Source organism: Brevibacterium sp. R8603A2 (assembly GCF_023072605.1).
In the GTDB taxonomy this organism is placed as follows: Bacteria; Actinomycetota; Actinomycetes; order Actinomycetales; family Brevibacteriaceae; genus Brevibacterium; species Brevibacterium pityocampae.
Map to the genome: position 1 here is coordinate 140,202 of NZ_JALLGN010000009.1, position 18,067 is coordinate 158,268.

Genomic DNA, 18,067 nt, shown 5'->3' on the forward strand with positions numbered 1-18,067 from the left:
CTCATCGCCTCCCTTCGCGCATGAGCACCACGAGGACAGCGATGGCGAGCAGGCAGGCGAGACCGAACCCGATTCCCGCGACGAGCCACCACTGGTCCCCGAGCACGTCCTCCGACTGGGGATCGGTGGCCTCGGGTGCGGTCTGTGCATTCGGTCCGGAATCGGAGAATCCGGCGAACTGGCCGTGGAGGTTCATCCCGGCGCATTCGGTGACGAGGGCGCGGATGAGCGGCGAGCTGCCGACGACGGAGTTCGTGTCCGCGACGACGAAGTCCATCTTCACGCTCGTCTCGCCCAGGCTCTCCCCGTCCTCGGACTCTGCGGCGATGTCGAAGGTCACCGTGTAGTCGCCGGGCCGGTTGAAGGCGAAGGCGGCGGTGCCCTGCTGGCCGGTCTCCGCCGTGAGCGGGGTCGATGCGTCGGCGAGGATGTTGCCGGCGCCGCCGTCGAGGATCGCGAAGTCGCCAGGCCCCTCGACCCGCCCGACGGAAAGGGTGACGGTGCCCCCGGCTTCATCGGGAGCGAGCTCCCGGAAGTCCCAGCCGATCCGCGGCACCGAGGTTCCCACGCCGAGTGCGGTGGACCAGATCGTCGTCCCTGCCGGTCCGAGCTCGCCGGTCTCGAAACCGAGCGAGCGCGAGGAGGTCGAGGGGATGACGACGGAGACCGCGGAGTCGAGGGTGCGCGGCTCCGCCCCGCGCAGGTCGGTGAAGCCGCCGGTGAGTCCGTCGTCGGTGCTCGCAGCCCGGATGTCGATCCGGCCGCTGCGCACCTGCTGGGTGCCGGTGGCCTCGACCGGGCACTGCTGGATCAGCGGCGGTGCCTGCTGGATCCGCGTCGCCGGTGTGCTCGGAGTCGGGGACGGGGTCGCCGAGGCGCCCGGGCCTCCTCCGTCTCCCGGAGCTCGCATCCCGCCGTCTCCGGCGCCGTCGCGGGCACGGATCCCGCCCTCGCCCGGGCCGGCGGGCGGTTCCATCCCACGCGCGGGGATCTTGCCGTTGGCGTTGTCCCCCGGGGGCGCGATCCCGTCGGTGGGCCCTTCGCCGTCCCCCGGAGCGGGGATTTCGATGGTCTCGGGGGCACCGTCCTCGCAGTCGACGCTCGTATCGGCGTCGTCTCCGACGGTGAAGCGGAGGATCTCCGGGGTGACCTCGAGCGGTCCTGCATCCGCGTCGTCCTCGTCATAGGCCCGGACACCTGCCGCCACGCAATAGGTGCCGGATTCGGTGAACTGCCAGGACGCGTGGGCATCACGCGAGGGCAGGGCGCGGTAGTTCTGTCCCGAGGGATGGGCAGCGGTGAATCGGCGTTCGGTGTAGCCGTTCGCGTGGAACCACGGCTCGTCCTCGGGCCCAGGGCCCCCGAGAGAGGAGTTGCGGTAGGTCACCGCGCCGTTCTCAGGAGCCTTGTACAGCTCGAATCGGATGCCGGCCCAGACGCCCTCTGCGGGGCCCGAGAGGTCGAGCCCGGGACCGGGGTGGAAGTCTCCGGAGCGGTCCTCGGTCCAGTCGACGTCGACCGAGGCGTCTCCGGGGAAGAACGCGGGTTCCCCGGTCGAGGCGGTCGCCCCACCGGGCCAGCTCGCCGGATCATTCGCGCACGTCTCCGTCACGGGTCCCTCGCCGAATGCGAAGGTCAGCACTGTCCGTGCGGTCTCCCCGGTCGGCAGGGTCCCCCCGTGCTCATCGGTCGAGCGGGATTCGAGCGCCACGCACATGATCGGCGCGGTCTCGTCGTCCAGAGGCGGGATCACCTCGGACGGCGGCTCCTCGTCTCCGGGGTCCGGCTCCTCGTTGCCGGGATCCTCGGTGCCCGGGTCGTCCGGGTCCGTCTCGGGGTCGTCGGTGCCGGGCCCCTCGGGAACCTCGCCGCCGATCCCCCGATCCGGCTCGAGATTCCACGTGGTGGAGAAGGCATGATCGACATCGAATGCCCACCGTTCGTCAGTGTCCTCCGGACCGACGTCGACGAGCGTCGTGTCCGCCCCGCCGTTGATCCGCTCGTCGCTGCCGGTGATCGTGAGCCGACCCCCGGAGATCGCCGTCACGGCGAAGGTGTAGGGCTGATCGAGGCCGGCCGCGGCGGAGCCGTCGTGGGCGAAGTCCACTCCGAGGTCGGCGGCGCTGTAGGCGATGACGTCATCGGGGATCCGGGGATCGTCCTCGGGGTCCGAGGGATCGTCACCGGGCTCCTCGGGTTCGGGAGTCCCGGAATCGTCGGAGGGGATCCTGAACACCGGGCCCTGGGCCTCATCGTCCCCATTGCGGAGGGTGAGGATGGAGCTGCGGTACTTCCCGTCGTTGAGGACGAACCGCGCGTCCTCGGGGAACTCGGCGACCCTGACTTCGGACTTCTCGGCGCCCTCGTCCCCGCCCGGTTCGTCCCCGTCGGGATCGTTCCCGCCCGGCTCGTCCCGGCCACCCGGCTCGTCGCCGGTCGGTGGTGCGGTCGGATCGGTGCCCTCCGCGGAGGGCTCGGGCTGCGCGCTCGGTCCCGGGGTGAGCGCCTGAACAGGCAGGCCGACGACGGCTCCGGGCAGCACGAGAGCAGCGGCGAGCGCGCCCGTCAGGGCACGGGAGAATGATGCGGGGAGGCGAGTCACAGCGCCGGTGCTCACTTTCGAGGGGTATCGAGGGGGTGGGTGGCTCAGCTTTCGAGCCAATCTGGTACGGGTGACTTGAATACTAACAGCAGGCATCGTGCGGGTTGCCGTTGGTGGACACCCGCCCGTCCCGAGCCGCCACCAGCAGGGTCGCATCACCTCGCACCACCCCGCGGGCCGCGTTCTCGACCCCCGTGCGGGACAATCGAGGGACCGTGCCGCCACCGAACCGGAGGACCCCATGGAGACGACACCGATCGGCCGGCTCCCGCTCCACACGATCTCCGAGCGGCTGCCGGAGATCCCCGACGCCACGCTCGTGACCGACCTCATCCGGATGGACCGGACCCGCCGCGCGGTCGTGTTCCGGCTGCTGCCCAAGGACCGGGCGGCCCGGGTGTTCGACCGTCTGGGCCCGGGCATCGGCTCCGAGCTCGTCGCCGACCTCTCCGACGGCCCCGTGCGCGAGGTGTTCTCCGAGCTCGCCCCCGACGACCGCACCGCGATCCTCGACGAGATGCCCGCCGGGGTCGCGAACCGGATCCTCCAGGAGCTGCCCGAGGCGCACCGTGCGGACACCATGCGGCTGCTCGGCTACCCGAAGGAGTCCGCCGGGCGCCGGATGAGCCCGCTCGACCTCATCCTCCGTGCCGATGCGACGGCCGCCGAGGCGCTCGACACCCTGCGCGACCGTGCCGCGGGCGGCGCGCGCATCACCGATGCCCCCGTCGTCGACGCCACCCGCCGCTACCGCGGGATGATCCCGCTGTCCTCGATCGTCGCGGCCGACCCCGACGCACGCCTGGGCGAGCTCACGCTCGATGACATCTGCGTCCACACGCACGACGACCAGGAGGACGCCGCGAACGCGGTGATGCACTCCTCGGCGGACCTCGTCCCGGTGGTCGACGCGGAGGGCCGCCTCGTCGGCATGCTCACCGAACCCGACGCCCGTGCCGTCCTCCACCTCGAGTCCGACGAGGACGCCGCGCTCGCCGGCGGCTCCGCACCGCTGCGCCGCCCGTACCTCGCGACCTCGGTGATCCGGCTCGCCTCGAAGCGGATCGTGTGGCTGCTCGTCCTCCTCGTCGCCGCCTCGCTCACCGTCGGGGTGCTCGATGCCTTCGAGGAGTCGCTGCAGAGCATGGTCGTGCTCTCCCTCTTCATCCCGCTGCTCATCGGCACCGGCGGCAACACCGGCGCCCAGGCGGTGACGACGGTGGTGCGGGCGCTGTCGACGCACGACATCACCTTCTCCGACTTCTTCCGGGTCGCCTTCACCGAGCTGCGCACCGGTCTGCTGCTCGGCGCCGCCCTCGGCCTGTGCACCCTCGTCCCGGTCACCCTGTTCGCCGGATTCGAGGTGGCGCTCGTGCTCGCGATCTCGCTCGTCGGGATCTGCGTGCTCGCCGCGACCGCCGGCGCGGTGGTGCCGCTGCTCGCCACCAAGGTCGGGATCGACCCAGCGGTGGTGAGCGCGCCGTTCATCACCACGCTCGTCGACGCGAGCGGGCTGGTCCTCTACTTCCTCGTCGCCCGGGCGATCCTCGGGGTGTAGCGGGCAGCACGGGGGCGGTTCCGGCGGCACCCGCGCACGGGCGGCCACACGGTGCTGCGGCCGCTCGTCCGGCTCACTCCTCGCGCGATTCCGCGGTCTCCCGGTCGTTGGCCTTCTGCAGGGCCTCGACGAGCTCGTCCTTCGTCATCTCCGAGCGGCCCGGGATGTCGAGCCGCTGCGCGAGCTCGTAGAGGTGCTCCTTGGACGCGTTCGCGTCGACCCCGCCGGCGGCGCCCGCGGTGCCGGGGCCGCCGCGCTCGGCGCGCTCGTCGGACGGCCCGGCCTCGTCCTTGGGCTCCCAGTGGTCGCCGACCTTCTCGTGCGTGTGCTTGACGGCGGCCCAGGCGGTGCGTGCGGCGCGGGATCCGCTGTCGTACTGCTCCGCGGCGGCGTCATAGGCCTCGGCGAAGGTGTCCTGGGCCAACTGATCCGAGCGTTCGAGGGTGGACGGGATCTCGGACTTCTTCGCGTGCCCGTCCTGGTTCGTCTTCGGCATGGCGGCCTCCTCGGGGGCTGTGTGAGCGGATCGCGGTGGCTACCATGGCGGCACGCAGCACCAGCCCGCAACAGCCCCTCGGGAGGGCGCATGACGACACCCCCTCCGACCGCCCCGGCACGCATCCGCGCGGTCATGGACGAGCTCGGCCGCGACCCGTTCCTCCCCGCCGAGCAGCGACGGTTCTCCGACCTCGACCGGCCGCTGCCCATCGGTCACGGGCAGACGAACTCCCAGCCCTCCACCGTCGCCGCGATGATCACCCTGCTCGAGGTGAGCACCGGGCAGCGCATCCTCGACGTCGGGAGCGGCTCGGGCTGGACGACGGCGATCCTCGCGCGGCTCGTCGGAAGCAGCGGGTGCGTCATCGGCTGCGAGCTCGTGCCGGCGCTCCGGGAGTCCGCGGCAGCCGTCCTCGCCGGTCTCGACATGCCGTGGGCCGAGGTGCGGCAGGCCCGCATCGGGACGCTCGGCGCGCCGGTCGACGGGCCCTACGACCGGATCCTCGTCTCCGCCGGCGCCCAGACGCTGCCCCGGACCCTCGTCGAGCAGCTCGCTCCGGACGGAATCATGGTCATCCCCGTCGCCTCCACCATGCTGCGGGTACACCGCACGGCCGCCGGCCCCGTCGACATCACCGAGCACGGCCGGTACTCCTTCGTCCCCCTCATCGACGGCTGAGGCCCTCGCCCGGCAGCCGGCCCGTGACTTCCTCCGGAAGTCGACCGGCCCACCAGACCAGCACCCGACCAACACCTGCCCGGCACCCGGGCAGCCGGGCACCCGGGCACCCGGGCACCCGCCGGATCCTCACAGGGAGACTTGAGCGTGCCGCCGTACACTTGCGTCGACGGAAGGGAGTCATCGTGGAGACGGACGTCGCACACGCACGACATGCACTGGTCACCGGAGCAACCGGATACGTCGGCAGCCGGGTCACCGCCGAGCTGCTCGAGCGCGGATGGCGGGTGCGGACCCTGTCCCGCTCCCGGGAGAAGGCGCTCACCATGCCCTGGGCGGACCGGATCGTCCCGGCGGGTGACACCGCCGGACCAGGAGAGGTCGAGGTGTTCGAGGGCGACGCCGATTCCGCCGAGGACCTCGCCGGCGCGCTCGCCGGCGCCGACGTCGCCTGGTACCTCGTCCACTCGATGGGCACAGGCACGGACTTCGCCGAGCGCGAGCAGGACATGGCCCGCACCTTCGCCGCCGCAGCCGAACAGCAGGGCGTCGGTCGGATCGTCTACCTCGGCGGCCTCCATCCTGCCGGCGAGGAGCTCTCGGAGCACCTCGCGTCCCGGGTGGCCGTCGGCGACATCCTCCTGAGCTCCCGCGTGCCGACCGCCGCCCTTCAGGCCGGGGTGGTGCTGGGAGCGGGCTCGGCCTCATTCATCATGCTCCGGCATCTGTCCGAGCGGCTGCCCGGTGCGATCGCACCGAACTGGGTCGACAACCGGATCACCCCGATCGGTGTGCGCGACGCCGTGCACTGGCTCGTCGGCGCCGCAGACCTGCCGCCGGAGGTGAATCGGGCCTTCGACATCGGCGGCCCGGACACGATGAGCTATGCGGAGATGATGCGCCGCTACGCCGAGGTCGTCGGTCTGCCGAGGCGTCGCGTCCTCACCGCCCCGGTGACGACCCCGCGCCTGGGCGCACAGTGGATCGGTCTCGTCACGCCCGTGGACGCCGGGCTCGCCGCGCCCCTCATCGGCAGCCTCCTCCACGACACCGTGGTGACCGAGCGCGATCTCGAGAAGCTCCTCGACCCGCCGCCCGGTGGCACCCAGTCCTTCGCCGAGGCGGTGCGCACGGCAGTCGAGAGGGGCGAGGACGGGCGAGGCCTCGACACCCGGCGGTGGCGACGGGTGCTGCTCACCTCGGCCGGGGCCGTCGGTGCCTGTGCTGCGGTCGGGACGATCCTCACCGACCCCGACAACGCCTGGTACCGGTCGCTGCGGAAGCCGGACTGGCAGCCGCCGGCGGCGGTGTTCCCCCTCGTGTGGACGCTGCTCTACGCCGACATCGCGGTGATCTCCGCACTCGTCGCGGCCGATGGCCTCGAGGAGGGGAAGCGCAGGACGCTGCGCGGCGACGCGCTCGCCCTCGGAGCCAACCTCGTCCTCAACGCCGGCTGGACCGGGCTGTTCTTCCGCGGGAAGAAGCCGGTGCTCTCCACCGTCGAGGCGGCACTGCTCGCACTGAGCTCGGCCGACCTCGTGCGTCGGGCCGCGCGATCGGCTCCGCAGCGCGGGTTCGCCCTCGCCCCCTACGCCGCATGGACCGGTCTCGCCACCGCGCTGTCCGGCTCGATCGCGCGCCTCAACCGGGGCCGCTGACCCGGGGCCGCTGAGCCGGCCCACGTCCGTCCTCGGAGGTCGGCACACGACGCATCCGCGATCCCACTGCGCCGTAGGATCGGACCATGACGCACTCCACGGCACGGGGCTGGGCCCTGCTCACCGGAGCGATCGCCGCCGAGGTCGTGGCGACCCTCTCCCTCAAGGCCGCCCTCGAGGTCCCCGCGCTGTTCGTCGTCGTCGCCCTCGGGTACCTCGCGGCATTCGTCCTGCTCACCCTCGTCCTCCGCGCCGGCATGGCGCTCGGGGTGGCCTACGGGGTGTGGGCGGCGGCCGGAGTGGCGCTCACCGCGATGCTCTCCGCAGCGATCTACGGGGAGCCGCTGACCCCGCTCATGGGGATCGGCATCGGACTCGTCATCGCCGGGGTGCTGTGCGTCGAGCTCGGGTCGCACGGGGGCCGCAGGGCACCGGTGCGCGACGCGGGTGCCGGCTCTGAGGACGACGGGCTCGCTCGCGGCCGGGGAGCCACCGGACCGGGTCCGCGATCGACCGGGCCCGAGGTCGCCTGATGGCGTGGCTGTTCCTCATCGGTGCGATCATCACCGAGGTCAGCGGCACCCTGGCGCTGCGGATGGCGGCGCTCGGGGGACGGGGCTGGTTCGCGGTCGTCGGCGTGGGCTACGTCCTCGCCTTCACCCTGCTCGCTCTCGCGCTCGGTGCCGGGATGGCGCTCGGCGTGGCCTACGGGATCTGGGCGGCGGCCGGGGTCGCACTTACCGCCCTGCTCGGCCGGCTGCTGTTCGGCGAACCCTTCACCTGGGTCATGGGCCTCGGCGTGATCCTCATCATGGGCGGGGTGCTCCTCATCGAGGTGGGAGCGCACTGATTCCTGCGGCGGGCAGGGGCGCCCCGGCCGTCAGGCGAGCGATTCGTGACAGCGGTGCCCGCGGCGGCAGAACCGGTGGCCGCAGCACCCGCGGCGGCGGTGCCGATGAGCGCAAAGGGCGATGCGCTCAGGCGTCGTCGACGAGCTCTGCGATCGCGGCCATGATCTGCTCGGTGAGCGCCCGGCGCTGCGGTCCCGCCGGCTGCTGACGGGCCGGGGCGGGGATCGGCTCGCCGAACCGGACGGTGAAGGTCGCCGGCCGGGGGAAGCGCTGCTCGACGGCCATGACGTCCTCGGTGCCCATGATGCCCACGGGGACGATGGTCGCCCCGGTGCGGATCGCGAGCTCGGCCGCCCCCGTCTTCCCGGTGCCGATCGCCCCGGTGCGGGTCCGGGTCCCCTCGGGGTAGATACCGAAGATCTTGCCCTGGCGCAGGATGTCCTCGCCGTCCTCGAGCGCCTTGACCGCATCCGCGGTCGATCCGCGCCTGACCGGGAAGCTGCCCACCGCCTGGAAGAAGGTGCGGGAGGCGAGGCCCTTGGGTCCCTTCCCGGTGAAGTACTCCTCCTTGGCCATGAAGCACACCTGCCGCGGGGAGAGCGCTGACAGGTACATCGAATCGACGAACGAGCGGTGGTTGCTCGCGATGATCACCGGGCCGGTCAGCGGCACGTTCTCCAGACCCGTGACGGTGGGCCGGTGGACCAGGCGGATGGACCGGCGGAAGGCCGCGCGCATCGCCTCGTAGGAGCGTCCGCTGGGCACGGAAACCGTGGATTCGGGAGTGGACATGGGAACAGGATAGTGGGCGGCGGGCGCGCGGACCGGGTGGCACGCGGGGCGGTCGGTGCCGGAGCGCGAGGTGCCGGCCGGGATCGTGCCCGGCCGGCGAGCGCGGGCTCAGGCGTAGGCGGTGTCGAAGAACGCCCGCTCGAGTCCGACGACGTGGCGCCACACGGCGGTGAGGCGCTCGCGTTCGGCGGGGTCGTCGGGGAACACCCGGTCGAGCTCGTCGACGAGGAACTGCACCCATTCCCGGAAGTCCGGACCGCGGTGGAGCTCGATCCATTCGCGGTGGACGTATCGCTCCGGCATCTCCGCCGTGCGCTCACCCCAGTCGAGGTAGAGCCATTCGGCGATGACGAGGAGGACGAGGAGATGCGGGTAGGACCGGGACCGGGCGGCATCGGTCATGGCGTCGCGGAACGCCGCGGTCGTGGGGGTGAGGGCGGGTGCAGTGCGGTCGGTCTCCGCGACGCCGAGCTCCTCGAATGCCCGCTGGAAATACCCGTCCTCGTCCGCGGCGAGCATCCCGAGCTGGCGGGAGAAGCGGAGCTTCGCGGGCACGCGGTCGGCGAATGCGACGCAGCCCCCGAGCATCGACAGGAATGTGTCGAAGAACTGGTAGTCCTGCACGAGATAGCCGGCGAGCACGCCGTCGTCGAGCGTGCCCGCGAACAGCTCGCGGACGAACCGGTGGTCGACGGCGGTGTCCCAGTCCTCCGCTGCCGACGCGCGCAGGGCGGCGACGGCGCCGCTGGGGTCGACGGTGACGGTGGTGGCGGTGGGATCGGGTGATGACGGGCGGTTGTCGGACATGGTGTCTCCTTTCGCGGATCGGACGCTGACGCCTGCGGCAGCGTGTCGACAGGAGAGGCCCGAGCGGAAGGTGCTGATCGCGGCAGCGGCGGCATCCGCGGGACGAGCGCCGCTGCGTCCGCCCTCGGGCGGGCACGGTGCGGACACCGCGACACGACTTCCTCCGCCGGTACTGACCGGATCAGGTTCGAGGGTCTGCTTCCGCACTCTCAGCGCCCGCGTTCGGCGCTCCCCTGTCGTACGTTCCGATCGTACCCCGCGGAGTCGCGACGGCGGCGGGTCGTCAGCCGGCGAGTGACTACGGAACAACGGACCCGCGGAAGACCGCCCGCACCGCCTCATCGGAGCGTCCGGACTCGCGGCAGCAGGCGAAGAGCTCCAGAGGGTGTGCGCGCGCCCGGGATGGTCGGCGGAGGGCGCGGGTGCGGGCTCCGCCCTCCGCCGACCTGGTTCCGCGGACGTCAGTTCGGAGCGTGCACCTCACCGTCCGCACCGTAATCGGTCGAGAACCCGAAGGCCCGACGCTCCGGCTCCGGTTGGTCGGCGTTCGACGTGGAGGACACGTACTGCGCGATCGAACCGGGGAACGGTTCGTCCGATGCCCGGCCCCCGTATGCGTCGGTGTGGAAGATCGTCGGCCCGCCGGCGTTGTCGACCGTCGTGTGCTGCACGTAGAAGTCCCGCCCGGACCCGTCGAACGGCGACCCCGGGTCGGTCTTGCCCGTCCCGCTGCGGATGAGGTTCCAGGGCCACCCGTCGGGCTGCTCGCCGAACACCTCGACCGTCGGCACAGCCGTGGAGCCGTCGGCCACCCGTGAAGGATTCCGGACGCCGAACCACGGATCGATCCGGAGCACCGAGCGGCCGTCGGGGCCGGCGATCGTCTGATCGGCCTTCCACAGCTCGTACGTCGCCCAGAAGTCCGGAGCATCGGCCCGGACGCATTCCACGGTGGGGATCTCCCGGGCTCCGGCGGAACCGTCGGGGAGGTTCGACCCTTCGGTGCGCACGGTCCGCCCGTCACAGCTCGACGTGTACTCGTTGGCCGCTCCGTAGCCGGTCATCACCGTGACCGCCAGCTCGGTGCCGTCGCTGCACCGAGCGGCATACATGAGCTCGTGCCGGTTGTTGCGCAGCGCATCGCCCGAATGGGAGCCCTGATGACCGTAGATCAGGTGATCGCAGACGACCGGCGCCCCTTCGGCGTCCGTGACGAAGCCGGCGCGGTCCTCGCGCACGACTGCGACGTCATTGCGGACGAAGACCTTGTGGCCCACATGGTCCTCGTGCCGGTGGACCGTCCCCTCCTGACCCTCGGTGGTCTTGTGGGCGGCGAAGGCGAACGGGATCCCGGTCGATTCCCCGCCGAGCTTCTCGAGGGTCCAGTCGATGATGTCCGAGGTGCGCGGATCGTCACCGTGCTCGTGGCCGAAGCCGCACTGCTGGCCGGTTGCCGGGTCCACGGCGGTTGGGGGGTGCCAGCCGTCGTAGAGCTCGCCGTCCCGACCGGTCACCCGGAACGAATCATGGAACTCGGCGGAGCACGTGTCGTGCTCGGTCGGGGTCCATGGCATCGCCTGCACTGCGACACCCCCGCCGAGGAGTGCGGCGGTGCTCAGTGCAGCGGTGAGAGCGGCGGTACGGGCACGCGGTCGTGAGTCGAGACGCGTCGTCATGAGCGGTTCCTCCGGGTGAAGTGGATGAGGACGGCGCCGAGGCCGATGATGATGAGGCCGAGTGCGGACGTTGCGAGAGCGGTGCCGCCGGTCCGCGGGAGTGAAGGATCGTCCCCGGGTCCGCTGGGTCGGTGCCGGGTGCGGTCGGGTCATCAGCGGGGTCATCCGGCGGGGAGGACGGACTCGGGTCCTCAGGTCGCGGCTCGGTCGTCGGCGCAGGAGTGGCGGTCGGTTCATCTGCCGTCGGCTCCGGGCTCGGCTCCGGCGTGCCGGTCGGGTCGTCTGTCGGATCGACTGTCGGCTCCGGGGTACCCGTGGGGTCAACGGTCGGTTCCGGGGTTGACGTCGGTTCCGGGGTGGATGTCGGCTCCGGGGTGGAAGTCGGCTCCGGCGTTCCGGTCGGTCCGGGAGTCGGCTCACCGGTCGGCTCCGGGGTGGAGGTCGGCTCACCCGTCGGATCGGCTGTCGGTTCGGGAGTCGGCTCCGCGAGGGGCCGGGTCGGAGGGAGTGCCGCCACCTGGACGGTTCCCCGTTCTCCCGGGGCATCGCCGCCGGCCACGAGGTGCCCTCCCGCTTCGCCGTCGAAGCCTTCGATCACGCCGATCCCCCGGCCCAGCCGGTCGCCGCTGCCGGTGAGGACGGCGATCAGCTCATCGTCGACCTCGGCCAGGTCGATGCGAGGCGAGGTGAGTGCGCTCGTGTCCACGGCCACCGCGCGGCTCGCGGCGAAGGCGCCGAGCACGAGAGTGCCCGTCCGCCCCTCGGCGGGTTCGACAGCGCTCACCGCGTAACCGAGACCGGAGGCACCCGTGCTCCCTGCCGAGGAGTCGACGATCCACCAGCCGCGATCCTCGCCGTCGGCGGTCACGGTCGCTCCGTCGGCCTCCGGATCGGTCGTCACCGTCGTGCCAGCATCCGATCCGCGCACCACGACAGCGCCGCCGGGTCGCCCGCTGGCATCCGCTCCGATGAGCAGATCGTCGAAGCCGTCCCCATCGACGTCGCCGGCGGCGGCGACGGACATCCCCAGCCGGTCCTGTCCGCGAGCCGGACCCTCGACGGCGAACCCGGCGAAATCGCCGCCGAGTTCGACGAGGCCCCGTGACCCGCCGGAGACCGCCCAGGCCATCCCGGCGGCGCGCGCGCCGCTCGAGGCCGGCGCGGCGACGTAACCGCCCACTGCGAGGTCGGCGATGCCGTCCCCATCCACATCTCCGGCCGGTGCGAGCGCGGACACGCCTCGACCGGGTTCGCCGACGATGCGCATGATCACTTCGGAGTCATCGGAGAGGTCGACTGTCGCGATGTCGTCGCGGCCCCGGACGACAGTCGCCTCGCCCGCGCGATCCCGGGCATTGAGCGACACGACCCCGAGGTCGGCGTGGCCGTCCCCATCGACATCGCCGACGCCGGAGACGTGGTAGCCCGTCCGGACGTTCTCACCGGGCATCTCGATGAAGTGGCCGCGGTCGCCGAGGAATTCGAGTGACAGGTTCTGCCGCTCGTCGGATCCGAAGACCACCCAGGCCCCGTTCGCCGTGTAGTCGCCGATGATGATGTCGTCGAAGCCGTCGGCGTCGACGTCGCCCGCGCAGGACACGCTGAATCCGACGAGCGCACTCGACCGCTGCGGGCCCTCGATCCGGATGATGCCGGACCGCGGGTCGTCGAGCTCACCGCTCGGCGTCCCGCCTGGGACGACGTAGGCCGCCCCGATCCGGCCGAACGGCGCGCGGTCCCACATCCAGGCGCCGGTCACGATGTCATCGACGCCGTCGCCGTCGAAATCGCAGGCCTGCTGGGAGATAGTGCTGCCGGCGGCAGCGCCCTGGGCACCGGTGTAGGTGCGCACGGCAGCGGCAGAGGCCGCCTCGGTCGGGGTGACCGCGATGACTCCGGAGGCGGCGACCGCCGCCATGACGGTCACGGGCAGGCCCCAGCGCAGGGGACTTCTCGTCGGTTCGATCATGATTCCTGTCTCGGTGTTCGAAGTGGATGGTGGATGGAACGCTGCGCGGCTCAACCGGCCGTGAGCAGGCTGCGGCCGATGTGGTCATCCGCACCGCGGACGCCCGGAGGGACGAGATAGACCCCGGTTCCGGTCGTCTTGAGGTACTCGACGAAGAGATCGTCCCGGGCGAGGTTCCGATGGACGCGGGAGAATCGCGCGGGATCGTTGACGAAGGCGATGAAGAACTGGCCTGCTTCGAGCCGGCCCTGGGCGTCGTTCCCGTCGACGAAGTTGAACCCCCGACGCAGCATCCGCACCCCGCCGTTGTTGTCGGGGTGCGCGCGGAACACGTGCGAGCGCTCGTCGATCACGGGGTTGCCGCGGTCGTCGGTCTTCGAGAAGTCGGGTGGAGTGAACTCCGTACCGCCGGACAGGGGCGACCCCTCGTGCTTGTCCCGCCCAGTGACACGCTCCTGCTCGCCGAGCTGCAGGGAGTCCCAGACCTCGATGGTCATCGTGATCCGCCGCGCGATGAGATATGTCCCGCCGACGGCCCATGCCGGTCCGTTCGATGCATCGATCCACACGTGCTCGGCCAGGGCAGCGGTCTCGTCGGCCTTGATGTTGTTCGTCCCGTCCTTCTGGCCGAAGAGATTGCGCGGCGTCTCCTGCTCAGCGGTCGTCGTCGACGAGCGTCCGAATCCGAGCTGCGACCAGCGGATCGAGGCCTTGCCCACTGCGATCCGCGTGAGATTGCGGATCGCGTGAACCGCCACCTGCGGGTCGTTCGCGCATGCCTGGATGCAGAGGTCGCCCTCGGAGGTCTCGGGCACGATGAAGTCGTTGGCCATGACCGGCAGGGTGGAGAAGTGCTCCGGCAGGTGCCGACGCAGCCCGAATCGGTCGCGGCCCGAAGCGTCCTCGAAGAGACTCCGTCCGAACCCGAACGTGAGCGTCAATCCCTCCGGGCCGGTCCCGAACGCCTCCCCGGTGTCGTCAGGGGGGAAGAGCGTGCCTCCGCCGAAGGCGCCGCGCGCACTCACCTCCCCGCCGAGAACCAGCCTCCAAGCCGCCGTGGTCCAATCCTGGAGCAGTTCGATGAGATCGTCGCGGTCGGTGTCGTCGGCGAGATCGAATGCGGCGAAATGCATCTGATCCTGCACCTCGGTGATGATGCCGGCCTGATGCCCTCCTTCGAAGTCGTAGGTGAGATCCGAGGCCCTGGGCGCGGCGGCGGTTCGACGCTTCTCGCGCTCCGCGCCGGCGACTGAGCCACCGACCCCACCGGCGACGAGACCGGCGACTCCGCCGCCGAGCAGTCCGAGCATGCCGCGCCGCCGAACTCCGCTCCGCTGCTCGGCCGCGGAATCGCGCGACGTCCCGGTCCCGGCGGCCGACGCGTCGGCACTGTTCCTGCTGTTCGATTCGGCCATCGGATCAGATCACTCCTCGATGCCGAGGACGGTGCCGGTGAGCCGGGACAGGGGCTCGCGCAGCTCGTCGATCTGACGGGTGAGCTCGGCCTGCTGGTCGGCGCTGACCTCGTCGTACATCGTGAATCCGGCTTCGTAGCTGCCGTACTCGGCAAGGAGCTCGTCGAGCTCGTCGTACTCCCCCGTGATCTCCTCGACGAGCGCTGCGCCATCCTCGCCCTTGCGCTCGGCGATGGGAGCGACGAGATCGAAGGCCACGCGCGAACCCTCGACGTTGGCCTTGAAGTCCCAGAGGTCGTAGTGGGACCACCAGTTCTCCTCGCCGGTCACCTTCGTCACCGCGACCTCCTCGAGCAGACCGGTGGCACCGTTCGACACGGTGGAGATGTTCATCTGCTGATCGGAGACGAAGCTCTCGCTGTGGACCGTGTCGTAGAGGGTCTGCACATCCTCGATGAGTCGCTGCCCGAGTCGCTTCCGATCCTCCGGGGTGCTCTCCTCCCACTGCTCGAAAGCATCCGATCCGTCCGCGTTGCGATCTCCCTGCTGCGGTGGGAAGAGGTCCTTCTCGATGCGGTGGAACCCGGTCCACTCGGTGAATTCGGGGTCGTCGGCCTCGAGCTCCTCGGCCTCGGCGAGATAGTCGACTTCGCGGTAGTCGATCCTGGGATCGAGGGTGCCGAGCGCCTCGGCGATCGGTTCGATGCGCTCGTAGTGGATACGGGTCGGCGCGTAGAGCTCCCGTGCCGTTTCGTCGTCACCGTCCATGTAGGCCTGCGCGAACTTCTCGACCTCGGGATTGAGTGCGGCGATCTAGTTCTTGACGAAGTCGACGTAGTCGGCGACCACGGTGTCGAAGAGCTCCTGGTCCTCACCGGTGAGTTCGACGGCCTCGCCCGTGACGGTGAATGCGGCCTCCCCCACGTTCGCTCCGCGCAGACCCGGTTTGCACGCGGTGAAATAGTCACCGGGCTGCAGCGAGGCGGTGAGCGTCGCGGTCGCACCGGGTGCGATGTTCTCCTGCTCGGCGACGATGCGCAGACCGTCGTCCCCGAGGAGGTAGAACTCGGTGACGATCGAGCCGTCGTTCGTGATCTCGAAGGTCGTCGTGCCGGACGCGGCGGTGTCGGACGAGACCTCGCAGGAGTCATCGGCCGCGGAGACGGTGAGACCGTCGTCGGTCGCGGTGTCATTGGCCTCGCAGCCGGTCAGCGCGAGCAGGGCCGCGGCAGCACAGGATCCGACGGCCAGAGCACGGTGCGGACGTGAGGACAGGATCATCGATCTTCTCTTTTCTTCAGTTGGGGGTGTTCGACGGTGGGACTGCGGTCGCGGTGTCGGTGACCGGGCTCGGATGGTCACCTGCCGCGGTGGGAGTACGATCGTGGGCCTGGGTTCCTGCGGCGGCGGCATCATCCTGCACCTGAGCAAGGTCCTCGGCGCGGGCACGGACCCGGGTGCGGATGCGGCGGACATGACGGATGTACGCGGGGACGACGAAGGCCATGTAGACCGCCCACGCGGTGACCTCGAGCCACGTCATCTGCGGGACGAAACCCACGGTTCCCTTGAGGAGGGCGGCGAGGAAGCCCGCGGGGTCGATGGCCTCTTCGACGTTGAACGCCCAGCCGAACGGATAGGCGGCTCCCCAGAACGGATAGTCGGCGAATCCGGTGAGGACCTCGCCGGTCCGCGGATGCGTCGGGGTGATCGGCTCGCCGGAGAAGGGCCCCGGGAGCACAGCGGCTTCTTGGAGGTCGTGGATTCCGTAGGCGAGCACGCCGGCGCACACGATGATGAGGAATCCGGATGACCACGTGAAGAAGGTCGCGAAGTCGAAGCGGATGCTCCCGAAGTAGAGGCCGCACCCCAGTGCGATGGCGACGAGGATGCCGGTGAGTGCGCCGGAGATCGCCATCGGATCGCTCGCCCAGCCCCACAGCATCAGCGTGGTCTCGACCCCCTCGCGTCCCACGGACACGAATGCGATCCAGAAGATCCCGATCCCTGTCCCGGACACGAGCGCGCGAGCGGCGCCCTCCTCGAGGTGGGTCTTGAGCTTCGTACCGGCGTCGAGCATCCAGAAGACCATGCCGGTGATCATGACGACAGCGATGAGAGACATCGTTCCGCCGATGATCTCCTGGGCCTCGAAGGTGAGCTTCGAGCGGCCGAAGGTGCTGACAGCGCTCACCGCCGCAGTGAGGCCGACGGCAAGACCGACGGCGAACCAGATGCGCCGACGCACGTCGTTCCGGCCCGCCCGGGAGACGAACACGAGCAGCACGCTGACGACGAGTGCGGCCTCGAGCCCTTCACGCAGGCCGATGAGGAACGACGCGAGAAACATCTCATTGGCCTTCCGTGGGTGAGGTGATCCCAGAGACCGCGCCGGCCCACTCGGGCCTCGGTCGCCGACACTCCTCGATCATCTTTACAACATAGTTTCCATAGCTAATTCGCTTTGCCTCACCTAATGTACGTGAGAATCGGGTGTTCGCTGACCACGGCCTGAAGATTCCCGAAGTCCCTCCGGATACGCTCCCTCGGACGGTGTCGACGGTCGCATGCCGGTCGCTTCGGCGCGGGGACCGCAGCGCGAGACGACGCTGAAGGCTCCGCATCCGCGAACGGTGGGGGTCGCAGTGCGCCGATCCCGGGTTGCCGTGCGTGACGACGTCGGCGGCCGTCGGACCGAGGCGAATCACGGTTCACGATCAGTAGGCGGACGACATCGAAGTCCGGGACAGCAACCAGCCGTGGCCCGGGTGACGGACCGGGTGATGTCCGGAATGCGTGCGCATCATCGGCTCGTCGAGCGGCCGTCGTGGGGAGCAGAGCGAGCGGTCATCCGGGAATGGGAACGGCGTGCTCGAGCCCGGTGCGAACGAGGAGCGGCCCGGAAACGCGGCGACCCTGCTCCGCATCGACGCGGAACAGGGTCTCACGGCGCCCGGCCCGGACGGGCGGCGGGCTGCTGAGCTCGGCCTCGGCTCCTCCTCCGGTCGCACGCGTCCGTGGATGTCGCCGACAGCTCCGAGCCGATCAGCCGCCGTCGGGCAGCGGGGTGAGCACTCCCACGCGCCAGGACCGACCTTTGCGGGCTCATCGCATTTGAGGGTGTAGCGAGGGGTTGATGCTGACGGGCGCGTCGTTGCGGGGGTAGAGGTCGAGGTCTCCCAAGGATGGAAGGGGCTTGTCAAGTGAATTGTGTGCGGGGTATTACAGGTATCGGTTGATTCGGTCGGGGTAGGCCACGGCCAGCTGGGCCAGGGCTTGTTTCCAGTTCGTCGTGACTTGGCCCTCGACGAGCCGGCCGGAAGCTCTTCGTGTGCCGGCCTTGCCGCGCTCCTTCTCGCGTTCACGGGCGCGCTTGTCCTCGATGTTGCAGATCGCCAGCCACAGCAGCTTGACCACGGAGTCGTCGGTGGGGAACTGGGAGCGGTTCTTCGTGACCTTGCGCAGCTGGTAGTTCAGCGACTCGATCGCGTTGGTCGTGTAGATCACCCGGCGCAGGTCGGGTGGGAACTGCAGGAAAGGGGTGAATCGGTCCCAGGCGTTC

The 18,067-nt window shown here is 70.5% G+C and carries 16 protein-coding genes and 1 riboswitch; of the genes, 5 read left to right on the plus strand and 11 right to left on the minus strand.

Going from position 1 to position 18,067, the window contains the following annotated elements; all coding sequences use genetic code 11:
* Position 1 precedes the first annotated feature (1 nt).
* Entirely contained in the window at positions 2 to 2,602 is a 2,601-nt protein-coding gene (locus MTQ12_RS10655; RefSeq protein WP_247618603.1) for a hypothetical protein, read from the minus strand.
* Positions 2,603 to 2,843: 241 nt separating this feature from the next.
* Between MTQ12_RS10655 and mgtE the strand changes: the two genes are divergently transcribed.
* Positions 2,844 to 4,160, plus strand: a complete 1,317-nt coding sequence (mgtE, locus tag MTQ12_RS10660) for a magnesium transporter (protein ID WP_247618604.1) — start codon at positions 2,844 to 2,846, stop codon at positions 4,158 to 4,160.
* Positions 4,161 to 4,233: 73 nt separating this feature from the next.
* Here the strand turns inward: mgtE and MTQ12_RS10665 are convergent, their stop codons facing one another.
* Complete coding sequence (locus MTQ12_RS10665; RefSeq protein ID WP_247618605.1) at positions 4,234 to 4,656, minus strand: ChaB family protein; 423 nt, start codon at positions 4,654 to 4,656, stop codon at positions 4,234 to 4,236.
* Between the two features lie 90 nt (positions 4,657 to 4,746).
* Between MTQ12_RS10665 and MTQ12_RS10670 the strand changes: the two genes are divergently transcribed.
* The 4 genes from MTQ12_RS10670 (at position 4,747) to MTQ12_RS10685 (ending at position 7,845) form a co-directional block, all read left to right on the plus strand.
* Positions 4,747 to 5,337, plus strand: a complete 591-nt coding sequence (locus MTQ12_RS10670; RefSeq protein ID WP_137318476.1) for a protein-L-isoaspartate O-methyltransferase — start codon at positions 4,747 to 4,749, stop codon at positions 5,335 to 5,337.
* 185 nt (positions 5,338 to 5,522) lie between these two features.
* Complete coding sequence (locus MTQ12_RS10675; protein ID WP_137318477.1) at positions 5,523 to 6,995, plus strand: tryptophan-rich sensory protein; 1,473 nt, start codon at positions 5,523 to 5,525, stop codon at positions 6,993 to 6,995.
* A gap of 86 nt (positions 6,996 to 7,081) precedes the next feature.
* Positions 7,082 to 7,528, plus strand: coding sequence for a multidrug efflux SMR transporter (locus tag MTQ12_RS10680; RefSeq protein WP_137318478.1), 447 nt, complete (start codon positions 7,082 to 7,084; stop codon positions 7,526 to 7,528).
* Positions 7,528 to 7,845, plus strand: a complete 318-nt coding sequence (locus tag MTQ12_RS10685; protein WP_247618606.1) for an SMR family transporter — start codon at positions 7,528 to 7,530, stop codon at positions 7,843 to 7,845. The genes MTQ12_RS10680 and MTQ12_RS10685 overlap by 1 nt, the downstream gene beginning before the upstream one ends.
* A 127-nt stretch (positions 7,846 to 7,972) precedes the next feature.
* Here the strand turns inward: MTQ12_RS10685 and MTQ12_RS10690 are convergent, their stop codons facing one another.
* The 9 genes from MTQ12_RS10690 to MTQ12_RS10725 form a co-directional block, all read right to left on the minus strand.
* On the minus strand, positions 7,973 to 8,638 hold the full coding sequence (locus MTQ12_RS10690) for a lysophospholipid acyltransferase family protein (protein WP_247618607.1): 666 nt from the start codon (positions 8,636 to 8,638) through the stop codon (positions 7,973 to 7,975).
* Positions 8,639 to 8,746: 108 nt separating this feature from the next.
* Positions 8,747 to 9,445 (minus strand): TenA family protein, encoded by a 699-nt coding sequence (locus tag MTQ12_RS10695; RefSeq protein ID WP_247618608.1) that lies wholly within the window; start codon positions 9,443 to 9,445, stop codon positions 8,747 to 8,749.
* 141 nt (positions 9,446 to 9,586) lie between these two features.
* Positions 9,587 to 9,690: riboswitch (TPP riboswitch) on the minus strand.
* Between the two features lie 216 nt (positions 9,691 to 9,906).
* On the minus strand, positions 9,907 to 11,019 hold the full coding sequence (locus MTQ12_RS10700) for a hypothetical protein (RefSeq protein ID WP_247618609.1): 1,113 nt from the start codon (positions 11,017 to 11,019) through the stop codon (positions 9,907 to 9,909).
* Positions 10,970 to 13,090 carry a hypothetical protein gene (locus MTQ12_RS10705; protein ID WP_247618610.1) on the minus strand — a complete coding sequence of 707 codons (2,121 nt, stop codon included), beginning with the start codon at positions 13,088 to 13,090 and terminating at the stop codon, positions 10,970 to 10,972. The genes MTQ12_RS10700 and MTQ12_RS10705 overlap by 50 nt, the downstream gene beginning before the upstream one ends.
* A gap of 50 nt (positions 13,091 to 13,140) precedes the next feature.
* On the minus strand, positions 13,141 to 14,505 hold the full coding sequence (efeB, locus tag MTQ12_RS10710; protein WP_247618611.1) for an iron uptake transporter deferrochelatase/peroxidase subunit: 1,365 nt from the start codon (positions 14,503 to 14,505) through the stop codon (positions 13,141 to 13,143).
* Between the two features lie 9 nt (positions 14,506 to 14,514).
* Positions 14,515 to 15,318: an EfeM/EfeO family lipoprotein gene (locus MTQ12_RS15230; protein WP_348983876.1), complete on the minus strand. Its 804-nt coding sequence runs from the start codon at positions 15,316 to 15,318 to the stop codon at positions 14,515 to 14,517.
* Positions 15,319 to 15,786: a cupredoxin domain-containing protein gene (locus tag MTQ12_RS15235; protein ID WP_348983875.1), complete on the minus strand. Its 468-nt coding sequence runs from the start codon at positions 15,784 to 15,786 to the stop codon at positions 15,319 to 15,321.
* Positions 15,787 to 15,802: 16 nt separating this feature from the next.
* Positions 15,803 to 16,855: an iron uptake transporter permease EfeU gene (gene efeU, locus MTQ12_RS10720; protein WP_247618612.1), complete on the minus strand. Its 1,053-nt coding sequence runs from the start codon at positions 16,853 to 16,855 to the stop codon at positions 15,803 to 15,805.
* Positions 16,856 to 17,727: 872 nt separating this feature from the next.
* Positions 17,728 to 18,067: transposase (locus tag MTQ12_RS10725; RefSeq protein ID WP_247618613.1), on the minus strand; the 340-nt coding region annotated here is incomplete at its 5' end.